The following is a 17,794-nucleotide window of genomic DNA, read 5'->3' as shown; positions in this document are numbered from 1 at the left end:
ACGACGCCTATCAACCGGGATCGCGCATCCTTGCGGCGCTTGCCAGAATACGCAGGGCGGCGCAGGCGGCGCCATAGCCGTTGTCGATATTGCAGACGGTGATACCCGGCGCGCAGCTTGCAAGCATGGCGTTGAGTGCCGTTCGTCCGCTCTCTGCCGCACCGTAGCCGACCGACGTCGGAACACAGATCATAGCCGAAGAGACAAGACCGCCCAGCACGCTGGCCAACGCGGCATCCATGCCGGCGACGCCGATCACCACCGGATGCCGGCGGATGTCGTTCAGCCGCTCTGTCAGCCGCCAAAGGCCGGCCACACCGACATCGACGATCAACGAGGCTTCAACGCCGGCATGGCGCAGGGTGCGCGCCGCCTCGCGAGCGACCGGCGCGTCGGATGTTCCCGCCGCGACGATGGCGACGGCGCCGCGCGATGCGACAGGCCGCAGCGGGCCGAAAAATGCCGTCTGCGAGACCGGGCAATGGTCGATCCTTTCCCGATGCGCGGGTGAAAGGGCTGCCAGCTTGTCCATGTCGAGACGCGTGAGAAGCAGACCGGCATGTCGTTGCGCCGCGCCGTCCAGAATGGCGTCGATCTGCGCAGGCGATTTCATCTGGCAGAAGACTGCCTCGTCGAGGCCGATCCGGTCGGCACGGGCGAAGTCGAAGACGATGTCGTTGCCGCTCATGGTTTTGCGCCGACGAATGCGCTGCCGTTGCGATAGGCGGCAAAGGCGATGGGTTTATCTGCCAAGGCACCCGGCAGGAGGTTGCCGATCGACGCAGTGAGGGCCGAACGCTTGGACGGGCTTGCGGCATCAAGGCTCAATGCATCGAGTTCGACGACGATTCCGGCTTGCCGGACGCGGCAGCGCACGGTGCGGGGAGAGAGCCGATCCGCAACGAGCAGTTCCACGGCATGGATGGCTTGCAGCGTCTCCGGCTCGATACGGATCAATGTTTCGATCCGGCTTGATAGACAGGGCGAGGCGGGGAGATCGGAGAGGTCACCAAGACCGAGACTGCGGGCAAGCGCACGCACTCCGCTCTTGTCGATCCGGGCCTCGAGGTAGGGATGGCGGACGGAGTATTGGTGGGCGGCGTCCAATCCCGGCCGATATTCACCGAGGTCGTCCGTGTTGGCGCCGGACAAAATTTGCCGGTCGGTCAGGTCGGCGATCGTACCGTAAAGATTGCCCTTGCAGAAAAAGCAGCGGTTGAGCGGATTGCTGCGATATTTCTCGTCCGCCAGTTCGCCGGCGTCGATCACGCGCAGATCCCACCCTTCGATCGTAGCCCGATGCCTGACGCGCTGCGTCGCCTCGGGCGGAACGGCGGCGGACGCGGCATGCATCATCGTCACCCGATCGCGGCCAAGGGTGCGGTTTGCGAGAACTGCGAGCGTCATCGAGTCGACGCCACCGCTGACGGCAACCGTTGCCGGACCGATGTCACGGAGAATGTCGCGCAATGCGTCGGTCATCCCGCGTCCTCCGTCTTGGCCACCATTTCGCCCGTCCTGCGGATCGTATCACGCGCGCTCTTGCCGGCAATGTCGGCGAGATCATCGGCTTCGATTTTCATGGTCGAACCGCCGGGCCGGATCGCGGTTTTGGTGCGGAATGACTTGCCGTCTCTTTGAATTTCGCCTGCCTCGCGGGGCAGCATCAGGCGCTGGACCAGTGAATGCCGGATGCCGATCGTGCCGGTTTCCTCGAAAACCCGCCGCGCAACGGCCTGCAACGCATTCGCTCGCGCAAGAACACGCACATGCGCCATCATTCGCCCCTTCTTGCCGAACACCGGCGCCTGCACGACGTCGAGCACGCCGTCCTGCGACCGCAGGTGATCGATCGCATGGGCAAGATCCTCACCGGTCTGGTCGTCGGTCTCGAACTCGATCACGGCGACGGTATCCGTTGTGGCGGCGTCGCGTGTTTCGAAGCAGAGAATGCGCAGGCAATTGCTGATGCCCGGCAACGTGCGCATCCCAAAGCCGTGGCCGGACGTGACGAGGGTGCGGGGCGAGGGTGGAGTGGGTTCCCTGCACAGATAGCGAAGGATCGCCGCACCCGTCGGGGTGACCCGCTCGCCGCCGATGCCGTCGTCGATGGTCGAAAAGCCTTGCATCAGCAGAGCTGTCGCGGGAGCAGGGACCGGCAGCAGGCCATGTGCGGTCCGCACCCGACCGGAGCCGAGCGGCAGGGGACCCACCGTCCATGTTGCAGCATCCAGCTGTGCGATCAGATAGGCCGCGCCAACAATATCGGCGATCGAATCCCAGGCGCCGACCTCGTGGAAGCTGATCTTGTCTGGCGTGGTTCCATGCACCTTCGCCTCCGCCTCGGCCAGCAGTGCGAAAATGCCGATTGCGTGCTTGAAGACGGCGGGACCGAGCTGCGCGTTCTCCAATGCCGATCGGATATCTCGCCAGGCGACATGCGCGTGTCCATGGTGATGATCATGGCCTTCGCCGTGATCATGGCGATCGTTGTCGCCATGATGGTGGTGCTCGTGGAAATGATTATGCGTCGCAGTTGGCTGCTGATCATCGTTATGATCGACCAGAAACCGCCGTCCCGTCAGAACTCCGTCATTGTGCTCGACGATGGCGACGGAAACGTCGTCGATCAGTGGGCACCGCGCCAGCGTTTCACGCAGGCCGGCTTCGAGGTCCGGCCGCACGTCGAGGATCGCGGCAACAAACATGTCGCCGGCAATTCCGCCGACAGGATCGAGGTGAAACGACTTCATTCGTCTTCTACCTGTCTCAACGTGTTGAACGCGGATTTGTCAGCGACACGCCGTTTAGTCCGGCGATGACGTCCGAAAGTGCCGGAACGAAAGCTTCACCATGACCGGTTGCGACGGCGGTGGCAAAGCTGTTGCGTACGGCTGCGCCGATCGGGTTGGCGACATCAGCGGATTGAGCGAAGGAGGCCAGATAGGACATGTCCTTCAAGGCGTTGACCATAGCGAAACGCTGGGCGTTCTCGTTGCGGTTCAGCACGAAATCGAAGAAGGCCTGATAGAAGGAGCAGTCCATGCGACTGCCGCGAATGACGCTGTCGAAGACCTGTGGCGTCAGTCCCGCCTTGACACCGAGTGTGAGCGCCTCGGAATAGATCGCCGAATAGCCCATGGAAATGAAGTTGTTGAGGAGCTTCATCGTGTGGCCACTGCCGGTCGGCCCGGTATGGATGACGCGTGCCGCAAAGGCATCGAGAACCGGTTTCGCCCGCGCGAAAACCTCCGGCGCACCACCCGACATCACGTCGAGCTTGCCTTCCGCCGCCTCCTTCGGCGTACGGGCAAGGGGTGCGTCGATCAGGGTGATGCCGCTTGCATCCAGATCGGCGGCGAGCGCAACGGTCGTCGAGGGATTGGAGGTTGAACAATCGATGATCAGCAGCGGCTTGCCGGCGGAGGCAAGGCCATCCGGCCCCTTGATTGCCTGTTCCACCTGCGGCGACCCGGTAACGCAAAGCACGACGATATCGCTTGTCAGCGCGAGTTCCCGGCCGGTCGTTGCTTCTGTGGCACCGTTGGCGACCAGAGCGTCGATTGCTTCTCGTCGGCGATGGGCAAGCACGGTTAGTGGAAATCCCTTTCTCAGCAAGTTAGCAGCCATTCCGGAACCCATGGCGCCGAGGCCGATAAATCCGATCCGTTCGTTCATGATGTCTTCTCCCGGTTGGTTCGGCCCTGTTTTTGCGAGCCTGTTTTGCTTTTTTTGCTGCCATCGGATAGCAGGAGTGAAATGGATTTCGCGGAAAGGGCTCGCGTGGAGGGGTCACTGAGACGATGACGGAAAAGGAAGGGGCGTTTTTCAACGCCATCCAGCATACGCCGAACCTGCGCAGCGGCCTGGTCGATACGCTGATCGCGCAGATCGAGTCCGGCGATCTTGCGCCCGGTCAGCGCTTGCCGACCGAACAGGCGATCATGACGGCGACGGGCGTCAGCCGTACGGTGGTGCGCGAGGCGCTGGCGTCGCTGCGGGCCAAGGGACTGATCACGACGCGTCAGGGCCTTGGTGCCTTCGTCTCCAACGATCCCAACCCGCGATCCTTCTCCATCGTTCCCAACGATCTCGAATCGATCGAGGAAGTCATCAGCGTGCTGGAACTGCGTATCGGCATCGAGGTCGAGGCGGCCGGGTTCGCAGCGCTCAGGCGCACGGATGAAGATCTCGAACGCATGCAGGCGAGGCTCGATGCACTCGATGCCTCCATTCTTGCCGGCGGTTCGGGGGCTGCCGAGGATTTTGCCTTCCACCGGGCGATCCTGGTGGCGACGCAGAATTCCTACTACGCCCGGCTGTTCGATACCTTCGGCAACCTGATGATCCCGCGCCAGTGGGCAAGGTTCGACACGATGGGACCGGCCGAGCGGCAAAAGCACATGGCCCGGATGCGTCGCGAACACGGCGCAATCTTCGCGGCAATCCGCGACCGTGATGAGAACGCAGCTCGAAAGACGCTTCGCAGCCATCTGACGCGAAGCGCTGCCCGGTTCGCGGAACTTCGCGATCATACCGGCCAGTCGATGGCCTGACTGTTCACGCCGAGAATTGAGGAATGACATACGGCCCCTCCGGGATGACGGCCACCTGGCGGTCGCCGCTACGCTCCATGCTCTTTGCTATCGCCTCGGTGAGGTCGCCGATCATGGTCACGCCGGTCAGTTCCCGGTCTTCTCCGGCAAGGCCCGTCGTGTAGAGTTCGATCCGGCCGACCCGCATCGGCTTCAGCTGCATCTCCGTCTGCCATTCGTCGATCTCGGCGAGTGATTTTGCGGTCAATGTTGCCAGGAATCGTTCAGGTCCAAGTTCGACCAGGCGCGCCTGCGCCTCGCGAAATTCATGCGAGCCGAACCCTTCCGAACACTCGGAAACCATGATCAGCGTGCCGCCAGGCTCGAGAATATCGAGCGGTGTCACCATGCCCTTGATCGTCTGGTAGTAGGTCTTGTCGAGAGGATAACCGGCCGACGAGGTGACGACGGTGCCGTATTTTCTGGGCAGGCCGATACGCGTCGCATCGCTGACGAAATCGACGGCCGCAGCATGGCTGTCGATGATTTCGCCGAAGGTGACACAGACGAGGTCGCGCTCCTCGTCGAGAACGGTGTTCAGCGCGTAGACCTCGCCCAGGAGCTTGACGATTTCGAGCTGTTCCTCGTGCAGCGGATTGCCGATGAGATTGCACTGGACGGCGAGCGGGTCTTCCATGAAGCGGGCGGAATGGAAGGTGCGGATGGTTTCGTGATGGGCGACGCCCGGCGCGATGACTTTGCGGCCACCGGACCAGCCGGCCATGAAATGCGGCTCGACCAGCCCGGTGGCAATGCGAAGATCAGCTTCGACGAACAGCTTGTCGAGCTTGACCGGCGTCTGCCGTGTCGGCGTGAAGCCGAGGTCGATATGGTCCTCTTCGTTGCGGGCATAGTGGTTTTCGACACGCACGGTTTCGAGAACCCACGGGTCGCCGACCAGTTCGGCCAGTTCTTCGCCGAGATTGGGGCGATGCAGGCCGGTCGCGATCAGGACGGAGATGTTTTCGCGCGGAATGCCGCCGGAAAGCATGGTCTCGATCATCGGGCGCAGGAACAGATGATTGGGAACCGGCCGGGTGATGTCGCAGATCAGGATGCAGGCGCTGTTGCGACCCTTGACAAGCTGCGACAGAGGCGCGGCAGCGATCGGGTTTTCGAGCGCCTCGATTACGGCCTGCTTCGGATCGCCGATCTTCGGCAGCGGTTGCTTGCGGATGACCGTCGGCTCGGCATCCCCGGGCATGCGCACGCTCAGGTGGCCACGTCCATAGGAAATCGCAATCGTCTCGTCCCGCATCAGGCCGTCTCCTTGATCCCGCCGAGATAGAGTTCGCGCATCAGCGACATATCCCTCAGCTCTTCGATTGGCCCGGAGATGGCGATCCGGCCATTTTGCATCAGATACCCGCGCGCAGCGACGGAAAGGGCAAGCCCCGCATTCTGTTCGACCAGCAGCACCGACGCGCCAAAGCGTTCGCCGATGTTGAGGATGATAGCCTTGATTTCCTTGACGAGAAGTGGCGAGAGGCCAAGCGAAGGCTCGTCCAGCAGGAGCACCTTTGGCCTTGCCATCAGGCCGCGGGCGATCGCCAGCATCTGCTGCTGGCCGCCGCTCAGCGATCCGCCCTTGTCGTTGCGTTTCGCGGCAAGGATCGGAAAGAAGGATTCCATCGTCTTCACATCGGCATCGATGCCGCTGGCATCGCGGCGGGTATAGGCGCCGAGACGCAGGTTTTCCTCGACAGTCATGTCGGCAAAGATGCGCCGGCCTTCCGGAACGAGTACGACGCCGCGCTTGGCCATCACGTCCGGCGGCTGGCCGGTGACAGTCTCACCGTCGAAGGTGATCTGCCCGGCACGGGGTTTTACCAGCCCCGCGATGGTGCGCAGCAATGTCGATTTGCCGGCGCCGTTAGGCCCGAGAATGGTGATGATTTCGTTCTTGCCAAGGGTCAGCGACGCGTCGCGGTTGACGATCGTCGGGCCATAGCCGGTGGTGACGCTGGAGACGGAGAGCAGGGTCACAGTTCACCTCCAAGATAGACTTCGAGAACCTTCGGGTCGTGCAGCACGTCCACCGTCGGCCCGTCGGCGATCTTCGAACCGAAATCGAGCACGGCGAGCCGCTTGCAGAGCATCTGCATCAGCTTCATGTCGTGATCGATGACGCAGACGCTGATGCCGTGCGCTGGAAACTGTTGGACGAGACCCACCAGTGCCGAAGTTTCGCGATCGTTGAGACCAGCCGCAGGTTCGTCGAGCAAAAGCAGCGAAGGCCGTGTTGCGAGCGCCAGCGCCAGGCCAAGCAGGCGCAGGCTGCCGAAGGGCAGGATGCCGGCTTTCTCGCCAGCAAGGCCGGGTATGCCGACGAAGTCCAGAAGCGAGGCGGGTGTTGGCCAGGCGAAGTCCGTGCGGGCGGATGCGGCGGAATGCTCGGTGGCGATCTGGACATTTTCAAGTACGGTCAGACCCGGAAAGGCCATGGCCTGCTGGAAGGTGTAGCCGATGCCGTTGCGCGAGATCTGATTGGCGGGAATGCCGGTAATGTCCTTGCCCTTCCAGGTCACGGTACCGGCGGTTGGCTTGTGAACGCCGGTGACGACGTTGAACAGCGTCGTCTTGCCGGAACCGTTCGGGCCGACCACGCCCAGGATCTCGCCTTCGTTGATCGTGAGATCGACGCCGGACAGCGCGGTGACCCCGCCGAACTGCTTGCGCAGTCCCCTGATGTCGAGAATGGCGTTCATCGGCCGACCTCCGAAACATTGCCCGCTGCCGGCGTGCGCTTCGACATCTTGACGAGCCAGGTCCAGCCGTCGGCGACGCCGGCGATCAGGCCATTCGGCAGGAACAGGATGACCGCGATCAGGCAGGCACCATAAAGGATGCGTGACTGGACGGGATCGAGGTTCAGGACCTCCGGCAGAAAGGAGACGAGAATGCCGCCGGCGAACGGTCCGAGCAGCAGGCGCGCGCCGCCGATCATGACCATCAGCGCCAGATAGATGCTCGGGAAAGAGGCGAACTGGCCGGGCGAGATATGACGCAGGAAATAGGCGAGCAGCACGCCGGAGACGCCGGCGAATACGCCGCTGACGATGAAGGCGCCGATCTTGTGGCGGCCGACATTGATGCCGAGCGCCGCCGCCAGTTTCTCGTTTTCACGGATGGCGCGCAAGGTCCGGCCATAGGACGAATTGATAATCGCCCAGCTGGCCACGGCACTGATCGTCACGAAGGCGACAACGAGCAGGTAGAAGCGCGGCAGGGCATCGAGGTCGGCGCCGAACATCGTCACGGGCTGCCCCATGTCGAGGCCGCTGGCCGCACCTGTATATTCGCCGCCATTGGTAAGAATGATCGTCAGCAATTGTCCGAAGGCGAAGGTCATGATGACGAAGTGGTGGCCGCTGACGCGCAGCGACGGAATGCCGATGATCGCCGCGACAATGGCCGCCATGATGCCGGCGACCGGAATGGACACCCAGAAGCCGATGTCGAAATCGCGGGCAAGAAGGGCCGCCGTATAGGCGCCGACGCCGACCAGCGCCGCATGGCCCATTGACAGGATGCCGGTCTGGCCGAACAGCACGGAAAGGCCATAGAGCGCGATGATGTTGATGCCGGCCGAGATGGCGAGCGACAGAAAGCGGTTGCTCGGCGAGAACAGCGGAACCAGCGCCAGCAGCAACAGGACGATAAGGACCGGTGCGAGCGAGCGCAGGGAGGAGACGGATTTGATCATTGTGTCTGACCGATCATGTTGATTAGCCCTCCATCAGGCCATTTTCGGGCCGCTAGTCCCGCCGAAGAGACCATGCGGGCGGAACAGCAGGACGAGGATCATCAGGCCGAAGGAATAGGCATCGGTCCATTCGGAAAAGCCGTAGCCGGCGCTCAGGCCCTCGACGATGCCGAGGATCAGCCCGGCAGCGACAGCGCCCGACAGATTGCCGAGACCGCCGATCAACGCCACGGCAAAACCCTTCATCACCATGGTGCCGCCGGTAAACGGCGTGATCGGGAAAAGCGCAATCAGCAGGCCGCCGCCAAGGCCGGCCAGCGCGCTGCCAAGCACGAAGACGCCGGTAATGTAGCGGCGCACGGGAATACCCATCAGGGCCGCGGTATCGCGATCCTCGACGCTGGCGCGCAGCGCCCGGCCGTAGCGGCTGCGGGTGATCATGACATAGGTCATGGCAACGACCGCGATCGTCATCAGGATGACCATCACCCGGACGGAGGCGATGCGCACGCCGCCGATTTCCCACACGGTGGTCAGCGGACGCGGAATGCTCTTCTGGTTGGCATTCCAGAACAGGATGACGACGTGTTGGAGGACGACGATCAGGCCGAGCGAAACGATGAAACCGTTGGTTGGCCGTTCCAGCGTGAAACGGAAGATGGCGCGCTCCAGCAGGAAGCCCATCAGGGCAACGGCAATCACACCAAGAAAAAGAGCTGCCGGGAAGGGCAAGCCGGCGCTGACGGCAAGCCAGGTGACGATGCTGCCGACCATCAGGAATTCGCCATGGGCAAAGTTGATGATGCCGGTCAGGCCGAAGATGAGGGTGACGCCGACCGCGATCAGCGTGATGACGCTGGCAATCGACAAGCCGTTGAGGATCTGCTGAAGGAGAATATCCACGGTTGCTGTTCCGTCATGTTCCATGCCGCCCCCTGAAGGCTGCATGGCCTTTGTTTCAGGCGATTGTCTGCCGGACACGGATGTCCGGCAGACGGAAGGTGACGCTCAAGGAGTGTCGTCGCCTTCTGGGAGAGACGTTATTGCGGAGCCTTTTCCGGAGGCTGCTGCATCGAGCAGGTGATATCGCCGCCAGGAGCCGCCGCGCAGACTTCCGTTGCATGGGTGACCTGGTGCGTCTCGTTGAAGGCAAGGCTGTCCGACACGACGCCGGAATATTTCATCGCCATCAGAGCTTCCACCGTCTTGTCAGGATCGAAGGACCCAGCCTTTTCCCAAGCCTTTGCGAGGAAGTGGACGTAGTCATGGTAGAGCAGCGAGACCGACGAGGTGACGCCATGCGGCGCGCCGGCAGCGAAATAGGCGTCGAAATACGGCTTCGAACCAGGGTTGGAAGATGCCCCCCAGCAGATCGGTACGCAGCTCATCGCCACCGGAACGTCGGCGGTCAGGCCGCGTTCCTTCCAGATGCCGGGATCCACGCCGAACATGAAGTAGCTCTTCGCCGCGCCAAGCTCGAGGGCCTGCGGCAGCGCCGTCAGCGTCGAGTCGCCATTGTACCAGAAGTGGATGACGTCTGGATCGTAGCTCTTGGCCTTGGTCAGGAAGGGCGAGAAATCCGTCGTTTCCGGCGGATAGAAGATGATGTCCGGAACGTCCTGGCCTTCGGCCTTCAGCGCCGTGATATAGAAGGACGATAGAAACTGGCCGGTCGCATCGTTGCCGGCAATGACGACCGACTTCTTCGGCTTGGCGCCGAGCAGGGGCTCAAGCAGGTTGAGAACGCCGCGTGCCGTGGATCCGGAACGTTGGAATTCCTGCGGTTCGGACTGGAAGAGATAGTGATTTTCACCGCCGGCCTTGACGGCGTCCGGGGTCAGAACCTTGCCGAGCGTCGAATTGCCGGCGAAATGCATGATCTTGGCGGGCTGGGTGATCTTCGCCATGGCCAGTGTAAAATCGTGGGATTCCGATCCGAAGATCGCCGCAACCTTTTCGTCGCGAACCAGTTCCTGCGTTGCCGCGATCGCTGTCGCGATATCCGTTCGGTCGTCGCGCTTGACCATTTCGAGCTTGTAGTTCTTGCCGCCGACATTGATGCCGCCGGCGTCGTTGATCTGCTTGACGGCCAAGCCTACGCCGGCCGGAAGGGTGTGGCCGGCGGAAACGAAGGCGCCGGATTCAGCGGCGACGACGCCGATCTTGACGGTATCTCCTGCGTCCTGCGCGAATGCCGGAAATGCCGACACGCCAAGACCCAGCGCCAGTGCGGCGCTCCTCAATAGATTGCTTTTCACTGTTTCATCCTCCCGATGAAAGTTTTGCAGTCTTACCGGGTTGTCGTACAACCCTGTTTTCTGATAATACCGGAAATAGAGGATGTCAAGCGACTGCGGCTTGCGTCCCGCCCGGCAGAGCGCCGGCTAAAGCAGCGAGGGAGAACACCATGCGATCCAGACCATTTGGCCGTACAGGCCGCAACGTCAGCGAAATCGGCTTCGGCGCCTGGGCGATCGGTGCCGCCTGGGGCGAAGTCAATGACGACGACGCCATCAAGGCGCTGCATGCCGCGCTGGACAGCGGCGTCACCTTCATCGACACGGCCGATGTCTATGGCGACGGCCATTCCGAGCGGCTGATCGCCAAGGCCATGAAGGAGCGTGGCGGCGAGCGGCCATTCATCGCGACCAAGGCTGGACGCCGCCTGCCGGAGCAGACCGTTGCCGGCTACAGCGCGGAAAATCTCACCGCCTATGTCGAGCGCAGCCTGAAGAATCTCGAGACCGATACGCTCGATCTGGTGCAGCTGCATTGCCCGCTCACCGACCTCTATTATCATCCGGAAGTGTTCGAGCGGCTCGACCGGTTCGTCGAGCAGGGCAAAATCCGCAATTACGGCGTCAGCGTCGAACGCGTGGAGGAAGCGCTGAAGGCGATCGAATATCCCGGTGTCGTCAGCGTGCAGATCATCTTCAACGCCTTTCGTCAGCGTCCCGCCGAGCGGTTCTTCGCACTGGCGCAGGAAAAGAACGTCGCGATCATCGCCCGGGTGCCGCTGGCCAGCGGACTGCTCTCCGGCAAGTTCAAGCGTGACACCAAGTTCGAAACGACGGACCACCGTCTGTTCAACCGCAATGGCGAAGCCTTCGATGTCGGCGAGACCTTCTCCGGCGTGCCCTATGAAGTTGGCCTCGATGCAGTTGAGCGTATCCGTCCCCTCGTATCGGGCGATACGACCATGGCGAAATTCGCGCTACGCTGGATCCTGATGTTCGATGCCGTCACCGTCGCCATTCCCGGTGCCCGCAATCCGGCCCAGGCCCAGTCTAACGCCGAAGCGGCAGCCCTGCCGGCGCTGTCGAAGCATGTTATGGATAAGATCGTTCAGATCTATGACGAGGAAATCCGGAAATACGTTCACCAAAAATGGTGAGACGGCCCGGCCATCAACACGAGATCAACGGACATCATCATGCCTATCATCGATTCACATCATCACTTCTGGGACCCCAAGAGCGGCGGAGATTATGGCTGGCTTAGTGGTCCCTTCGAGCCGATCAACCGCGTTTTCGAGCCGGCCGACCTTCGCCCGTCGCTTGAGGCCAACACGGTTTCCGGCACGGTCCTCGTGCAGACCTGGAACGACCTGGGTGAGACATGGGACTTCATTCGCACGGCGGCAGAGACGGATTTCGTCGCCGGCGTCGTCGGTTGGGTCGATCTGACTGACCCGGATGTCGGTCAGACGCTGGCCGAATTGAAGGCAAGCCCGAACGGCAAATGGCTTGTCGGCGTCCGCCATCTCATCCAGACGGAAAGCGATCCCAATTGGCTTTTGCGCAACGACGTGTTGCACGGGTTGCGCGCCGTCGAAAATGCCGGGCTGGTTTATGATCTCGTTCCCAACCTGCCGCAGCTCGGCTCCTGCGTGCGCACCGTCGAAGCTTTTCCGAACATGCGCTTCGTGCTCGACCACATTTCCAAGCCGAATATCCGCGAGCGCGAGTTCGACGATTGGTCACGACTGATGCGTGGTTTCCGCGCCGAACGGGAGCACGTCTGGTGCAAGCTCTCCGGCATGGTGACCGAAGCGGACTGGCAGAACTGGACGACGGAAGACCTCAAGCCCTATATCCACGAGGTACTGGATATTTTCGGCATCGACCGCTGCATGTTTGGCACCGATTGGCCGGTCTGCCTCGTCGCCGCAAGCTATGACCGCGTTGTCGATGCCCTGCGGGAGTGCCTGAAGGACCTCAGCGAAAGTGATCTCGATAAGATCTTCGGGGCAAATGCCATCGAGGCCTATCGGCTGCCGGGCTTCACGTCCCGGCAGGACGGGTGATCGTATGACCAACGATGACCATTGCCGCATCGGCTTTGCATCCCGGCTCGGTTTCGGCGCCAGCGGCATCGGCACGCTCTACCGGGACGTCTCGGAGGAAGCAGCGCGGGAAGTTCTGGCGACGGCCTACGACGCGGGCTTGCGCTATTTCGATACTGCACCGCTCTATGGCCACGGCTTGAGCGAACTGAGGCTCGGCCAGTATTTGCGCACCGTGCCGCGCGACAGCATCACCGTCTCGACGAAGGTCGGCCGGTACATGCTGCCGCCGCGCGGGGAGGCGGTTGATTATGGGCTCTGGGCCTCTCCATTGCGGCTGAAACCTGTGTTCGATTATAGCTATGACGGGACGATGCGGTCACTGGAGCAATCGGCCAACCGCCTTGGTTTTCCGGATTTCGATCTCGTCTATATCCACGACGTCGACCGCTTTACCCATGGCGATGCCTATGATCGCCGTTTCGGCGAAGCCATGGAAGGCTCTTACCGGGCACTCGACGATCTGCGCAAGGCGGGTCATGTCAGGGCGATCGGTGTCGGCGTCAACGAGGGCGACGTTGCAACGCGCTTCGTCGAGGCCGGGCAGTTCGATGCGGTGATGATCGCCGGGCGTTATACCTTGCTGGATCACAGCGCCGCCGATGATCTCTTTCCAGCAGCCGAAAAGGCCGGCACGGAAATCGTCGTGGCCGGCGTGTTCAACTCCGGCATCCTGGCAACGGGATCGGACAAGAGTGCTGCAACCTACGACTACGGTGCACCGCCGGCGGAGATCACGGCACGGGCGCAACGGATCGAGCGGATCTGCGAAAAGCACGGCGTGCCGCTGCAGGCCGCCGCCATACAGTTTCCATTCCGCAACAAACTGGTATCGGCGGCAGTGCTCGGGATGAGCAGGCCGGAGCGGATCGCGCAGAACCTGGAATGGTCGAAATACGCGATACCGGACGCATTCTGGACCGACATCGACGGTCTTCGCTAAATCCAGCCTGCCTTTAATGATACCCCGCCGGATTTCCGTCCGGCGGGGTATCATCGCTTCAGGCCGCAGCACCTAACGGCAGCGGCGAGCCGGACTGCACGAGGCCTTCGGCCATCAGGTCGTCCCAAAGGGCAGCCGGGATGTTCACCCGCATGTAATCCAGATTCTGGGTCAGTTCGGCGACCGATCGAGCACCCGGAATGACGCTGACGACGGCGGGGTGCCCGAGCGGAAACTGCAGGGCCGCCGCAGGCAGGGGAATGCCGTGGCGGTCGCACACAGCCTCGATTCGCCGGACACGGTCGAGCACATGGGCAGGCGCCGCGCGTGTGTTGAAGGTGGCGCCGTCTCTGGCGCCGGTGGCAAGAATCCCGGAATTATAAGGGCCGCCGATGACGATCCTGGTGCCGCGTTCTTCGCAGACAGGGAAGAGAACCGACAGTGGTTCCTGTTCCAGCAGGGTGTAACGCCCGGCCAACAGGAAATAGTCGAAATGGCCGGCAACGACGAAATCCGACAGCATCTGCCACTGGTTGATGCCGACGCCGACCGCCTTGATCACGCCTTGCGACCGAAGCTCGTCAAGCACCATATAAGCGCCGTCCATGGCTTCTCGAAACCGACTGCGGGCATAGGGGTCTTCGCCGGGTGCGAAATGAATGGCCTCGTCGGGATCGTGGATTGCCAGCATATCGACATAGTCGGTGCCGAGCCGTTTCAGCGTGTTTTCGATCGAACGCAGCACGCCGTCGCGGGAATAATCGAAATCCGCTCGGAACGGCGGCGCGTCATCCCAGAGTTGTGGCGTCACCTCGGATGGCGCAATGGGCACGAGATCGTAACCGACCTTCGACGAGATGACGATCTCGTCGCGCGGCAGCGACTTGATCGCGTCGCCCAGGCGGGTTTCCGCGAGGCCAAAACCATAGACCGGAGCCGTGTCGAAATAGCGGATGCCGTTCTCATAGGCCGCATGCACCGTCGCATGCGCATCCCGCGGATCGGTGGATCGATACATGTTGCCGAGCCCGGTTCCACCCAGCCCCATTGTGGTGACGCTCAAGCCATCCGTCACGGCTCTCGACAGAATTTTCTTCATCTCAACTCCTTGTATTCCCGTTCCTGCGAACAGCCATAGTCGTTCAATGTCTTTGTGCGGCCCGACGCCAAACCGCACAAAGACATTGACACAGAACTTGTCGTACAACAAGGTAAGAGGATGATAGAGTGCAGTGGCAATCCGCTTGTAATGCTTCCGCCCCCCGCTCCTATCGAACGGGCGACCAGAATCTCCAAGCGAATCGCCTTGATAAAAATGGATGGAAACGATGAAAATTGACATACGGCACGCCTCGCATCCGGAGGCGGTCCGGGCCTTCGATACCGAAAAGCTCAGGGAACAGTTTCTCGTCGAAACGATCTTCGAGCCGGGTGAAATCGTCCTCACCTATTCCCACTATGATCGCATGGTGCTCGGCGGCGCGACACCGCTTGCCACGCCTCTCGCCCTGTCCGCGCCAAAGCCCATCGGTCAGGAAACATTCCTTGCCGAACGGGAACTCGGCGCGCTCAATGTTGGCGGACCGGGCCGCATCCGGCTTGATGGAACGGCCCATGATCTGGCCCGGCTGGATTGCCTTTATATCGGCAAGGGCATCGTCGAGGTCCTGTTCGAAAGTGTCGACCCGGAAAATCCGGCGAAGTTCTACCTTGTCTCGGCGCCCGCCCATGCGGTCCATCCGACCGTGCATTTGACGCCCGAGAAGGCGCGCCAGATGAAGGTCGGGGCCTTGGAGACGGCCAACAAGCGTTCGATCTTCCAGTTCATCCATCCGGAAGTCTGCCAGTCCTGCCAGTTGAGCATGGGATTCACGATGCTGGAACCAGGCAGCGTCTGGAACACCATGCCCTCCCATACGCATGACCGTCGCATGGAAGCCTATCTCTATTTCGACGTGCCTGCGGATCAGCGGATTTTCCATTACATGGGTGAACCGACGCAGACGCGGCATCTGCTGGTGGGCAACGAGCAGGCGGTCATCTCGCCGCCCTGGTCGATCCATTCCGGTGCCGGCACCAGCAATTACAGCTTCATCTGGGCGATGGCCGGCGACAACAAGAATTTCACCGACATGGATCACGTCGCAATCGGCGAGTTGAGGTAACCGGCATGGCAAATCCTTTCGATCTCTCCGGCCGCATAGCCATCGTGACCGGGGCGAATACCGGAATCGGCCAGGGAATTGCCGTGGCACTGGCACAGGCGGGCGCCTCCATCGTCGCCGTTGGTCGCTCGCCGATGGACGAAACCGGAACGCTGGTCCGCCAGATCGGCGCCGGGTTCCATGCGATCACTGCCGATCTCGGCTCCATCGATCCGGTCAAGTCGATCGTCGCTGAAACCCTCAAGACATTTGGAAGCATCGATATCCTGGTCAACAATGCCGGTATCGTCCGTCGCGCTGACGCGATCGATTTTACCGAGGAAGACTGGGACGCTGTGATGAACATCAACCTGAAGACTGCGTTCTTCCTGACCCAGGCCGCCGCGCACCACATGCTTGAAAAGGGCAGGGGCAAGGTTATCAACATCGCCTCGATGCTATCCTTCCAGGGCGGCATCCGGATTCCATCCTACACGGCCTCGAAAAGCGGTATCGCCGGGCTGACCAAGCTTCTGGCCTGCGAATGGGCGGGAAAAGGTGTCAACGTCAATGCCATCGCCCCCGGCTATTCGTCACCAACAACACGACGGCGTTGCGGGAAGATCCGGATCGCAGCAGCAGCATCCTTGCCCGTATCCCGGCCGGCCGCTGGGGAAATCCGGCCGATATCGGTGGTGCAGCGGTCTTCCTGGCATCTTCCGCATCGGATTACGTGCATGGTACCGTGCTGCCGGTGGATGGCGGCTGGCTGGCGCGGTGAGCAAGGCCTTCCGGTGGTACGGGCCAGCATTCCGCTACGGACCCGGCATCGGTCGTGCTTTCGAAACGAAAGGTGAATAGGATGCATGTGCTGATCATTGGGGCGGCCGGCATGATCGGCCGCAAGCTCTCCGCCCGCATTGCCGTAGACGGTGTGCTGTCGGGCCAAGCCGTCGACAAGCTGACCCTAGTCGATATCTTTCCGCCAAGCCCTCCCGAAGGATTTTCCGGTGAGGTCATGACCGAGGTCGTTGACCTTTCCGAGGCTGGACGCGCCAAAAATCTGATCGCTCAGCGGCCTGATGTCATTTTCCACCTTGCGGCCATCGTTTCAGGCGAAGCGGAGGTTGATTTTGCCAAGGGCTACCGGATCAACCTCGACGGGAGCCGGCTGCTGTTTGAAGCCATCCGTGCCGAGAGCGAAGCGAACGGCTATTTTCCTCGACTGGTCTTCTGTTCGTCGCTTGCCGTTTTCGGCCCGCCCTTCGCCTCGCCGATCACCGACGATTTCCTGACGGCGCCGACCACAAGCTATGGGACGCAGAAGGCCATCACCGAGATGCTGCTTGCCGACTACAGCCGCCGCGGCATCTTCGACGGCGTCGGCATCCGCCTGCCGACGATCTGCATCCGGCCCGGAAAGCCCAATGCGGCGGCATCCGGGTTCTTCTCCAATATCCTGCGCGAACCCCTGGTCGGGCAGGAGGCCATCCTGCCGGTCGAGGATACGGTTCGCCACTGGTTCGCCAGCCCACGCTCCGCCATCGGCTTCCTTCTGCACGGGGCATCCATCGATCTGTCCAGGCTCGGCGCGCGGCGTAACCTGATCATGCCGGGTCTTTCCGCAACAGTTGCGGATCAGATTGAAGCGCTTCGCGACGTGGCGGGCGAAAATGCCGTCACGCTCATCCGCCGCGTGCCGGACGAACGCATCAAGACGATCGTCGATGGCTGGGCTTTCGACTACGCGCCGGCGCTGGCGCTATCACTCGGCTTTCGAGCGGAAAGCACCATGGCGGATATCATTCGCATTTATGTGGAGGACGAACTTGGTGGTCGGATCGGATAACGTCTCTGCGCCCTCCATTTCGGTGGATTGCTGCGGGTGACCATTTTTTATCAGAGATCATCAAAGCGATCGTCATTCACGGTGCGAAAGATTTAAAAATTAAGGAGTGTCCCGTCGAAGCTGAACCGGCCTCCGACCGCGGTCAACCGATCGATCTCGTGAAGGGCAATTTCCGACTTCGTGCAAGATGCCAACTTGGCATCGGAAATTCC

Annotated in this window: 17 protein-coding genes and 1 pseudogene; 7 read left to right on the top strand and 11 right to left on the bottom strand. The window is 61.6% G+C overall.

Annotated features, from left to right (window positions below; genetic code table 11):
- Positions 1 to 10 precede the first annotated feature (10 nt).
- From larB to ACST81_RS24205, 4 genes are read right to left on the bottom strand one after another with little or no spacing between them, the layout of a single operon-like run.
- Complete coding sequence (gene larB, locus ACST81_RS24220; protein WP_438753981.1) at positions 11 to 688, bottom strand: nickel pincer cofactor biosynthesis protein LarB; 678 nt, start codon at positions 686 to 688, stop codon at positions 11 to 13.
- A complete protein-coding gene (locus tag ACST81_RS24215; RefSeq protein WP_438753979.1) occupies positions 685 to 1,482 on the bottom strand; it encodes an adenine nucleotide alpha hydrolase in 798 nt (265 codons plus the stop codon). Before ACST81_RS24215 ends, larB begins: the two co-directional genes overlap by 4 nt.
- A complete protein-coding gene (locus tag ACST81_RS24210) occupies positions 1,479 to 2,753 on the bottom strand; it encodes a LarC family nickel insertion protein (protein WP_438753977.1) in 1,275 nt (424 codons plus the stop codon). Before ACST81_RS24210 ends, ACST81_RS24215 begins: the two co-directional genes overlap by 4 nt.
- 16 nt (positions 2,754 to 2,769) lie before the next feature.
- Complete coding sequence (locus tag ACST81_RS24205) at positions 2,770 to 3,747, bottom strand: NAD(P)-dependent oxidoreductase (protein ID WP_438754626.1); 978 nt, start codon at positions 3,745 to 3,747, stop codon at positions 2,770 to 2,772.
- A gap of 56 nt (positions 3,748 to 3,803) precedes the next feature.
- Here ACST81_RS24205 and ACST81_RS24200 point away from each other — a divergent pair, with 56 nt between their 5' ends.
- Complete coding sequence (locus ACST81_RS24200; protein WP_438753976.1) at positions 3,804 to 4,556, top strand: FadR/GntR family transcriptional regulator; 753 nt, start codon at positions 3,804 to 3,806, stop codon at positions 4,554 to 4,556.
- Between the two features lie 4 nt (positions 4,557 to 4,560).
- Here ACST81_RS24200 and larA read toward each other — a convergent pair whose 3' ends face one another.
- The 6 genes from larA to ACST81_RS24170 form a co-directional block, all read right to left on the bottom strand.
- Entirely contained in the window at positions 4,561 to 5,853 is a 1,293-nt protein-coding gene (gene larA, locus ACST81_RS24195; RefSeq protein WP_438753975.1) for a nickel-dependent lactate racemase, read from the bottom strand.
- Positions 5,853 to 6,581, bottom strand: coding sequence for an ABC transporter ATP-binding protein (locus tag ACST81_RS24190; protein WP_438753973.1), 729 nt, complete (start codon positions 6,579 to 6,581; stop codon positions 5,853 to 5,855). The genes larA and ACST81_RS24190 overlap by 1 nt, the downstream gene beginning before the upstream one ends.
- A complete protein-coding gene (locus ACST81_RS24185; protein WP_438753972.1) occupies positions 6,578 to 7,303 on the bottom strand; it encodes an ABC transporter ATP-binding protein in 726 nt (241 codons plus the stop codon). Before ACST81_RS24185 ends, ACST81_RS24190 begins: the two co-directional genes overlap by 4 nt.
- A complete protein-coding gene (locus tag ACST81_RS24180; RefSeq protein ID WP_438753971.1) occupies positions 7,300 to 8,301 on the bottom strand; it encodes a branched-chain amino acid ABC transporter permease in 1,002 nt (333 codons plus the stop codon). The genes ACST81_RS24185 and ACST81_RS24180 overlap by 4 nt, the downstream gene beginning before the upstream one ends.
- A gap of 33 nt (positions 8,302 to 8,334) precedes the next feature.
- Complete coding sequence (locus tag ACST81_RS24175; RefSeq protein WP_438753969.1) at positions 8,335 to 9,204, bottom strand: branched-chain amino acid ABC transporter permease; 870 nt, start codon at positions 9,202 to 9,204, stop codon at positions 8,335 to 8,337.
- A 137-nt stretch (positions 9,205 to 9,341) separates the two neighbouring features.
- The gene (locus ACST81_RS24170) at positions 9,342 to 10,559 is read right to left on the bottom strand and encodes an ABC transporter substrate-binding protein (protein WP_438753967.1); all 1,218 of its coding nucleotides are present in this window, start codon (positions 10,557 to 10,559) and stop codon (positions 9,342 to 9,344) included.
- A gap of 149 nt (positions 10,560 to 10,708) precedes the next feature.
- Between ACST81_RS24170 and ACST81_RS24165 the strand changes: the two genes are divergently transcribed.
- Genes ACST81_RS24165 through ACST81_RS24155 form a run of 3 tightly spaced genes read left to right on the top strand, consistent with a single transcriptional unit; the run spans position 10,709 to position 13,589 of the window.
- Positions 10,709 to 11,695: an aldo/keto reductase gene (locus tag ACST81_RS24165; protein WP_438753965.1), complete on the top strand. Its 987-nt coding sequence runs from the start codon at positions 10,709 to 10,711 to the stop codon at positions 11,693 to 11,695.
- A 39-nt stretch (positions 11,696 to 11,734) separates the two neighbouring features.
- Positions 11,735 to 12,607 (top strand): amidohydrolase family protein, encoded by an 873-nt coding sequence (locus ACST81_RS24160; RefSeq protein WP_438753963.1) that lies wholly within the window; start codon positions 11,735 to 11,737, stop codon positions 12,605 to 12,607.
- Between the two features lie 4 nt (positions 12,608 to 12,611).
- Positions 12,612 to 13,589: an aldo/keto reductase gene (locus ACST81_RS24155; protein ID WP_438753961.1), complete on the top strand. Its 978-nt coding sequence runs from the start codon at positions 12,612 to 12,614 to the stop codon at positions 13,587 to 13,589.
- A gap of 58 nt (positions 13,590 to 13,647) precedes the next feature.
- On the opposite strand, the gene ACST81_RS24150 is transcribed toward ACST81_RS24155, so the two are convergent.
- Positions 13,648 to 14,688: an aldo/keto reductase gene (locus ACST81_RS24150; protein ID WP_438753959.1), complete on the bottom strand. Its 1,041-nt coding sequence runs from the start codon at positions 14,686 to 14,688 to the stop codon at positions 13,648 to 13,650.
- Between the two features lie 229 nt (positions 14,689 to 14,917).
- On the opposite strand from ACST81_RS24150, the gene kduI reads away from it, so the two are divergent.
- The 3 genes and pseudogenes from kduI to denD all read left to right on the top strand — a co-directional run bounded on the left by kduI (position 14,918) and on the right by denD (position 17,582).
- Positions 14,918 to 15,754, top strand: a complete 837-nt coding sequence (kduI, locus tag ACST81_RS24145) for a 5-dehydro-4-deoxy-D-glucuronate isomerase (protein ID WP_438753957.1) — start codon at positions 14,918 to 14,920, stop codon at positions 15,752 to 15,754.
- Between the two features lie 5 nt (positions 15,755 to 15,759).
- Positions 15,760 to 16,514 (top strand): annotated as a pseudogene (kduD, locus tag ACST81_RS24140) (2-dehydro-3-deoxy-D-gluconate 5-dehydrogenase KduD).
- Positions 16,515 to 16,595: 81 nt separating this feature from the next.
- Entirely contained in the window at positions 16,596 to 17,582 is a 987-nt protein-coding gene (gene denD, locus ACST81_RS24135) for a D-erythronate dehydrogenase (protein ID WP_438753955.1), read from the top strand.
- Positions 17,583 to 17,794 lie beyond the last annotated feature (212 nt).

The organism is Pararhizobium sp. O133, assembly GCF_051669845.1.
Classification (GTDB): Bacteria; Pseudomonadota; Alphaproteobacteria; order Rhizobiales; family Rhizobiaceae; genus Pararhizobium.
Note: the sequence above shows the minus strand (reverse complement) of the source record. Positions and strands in the feature narration are given on the sequence as shown.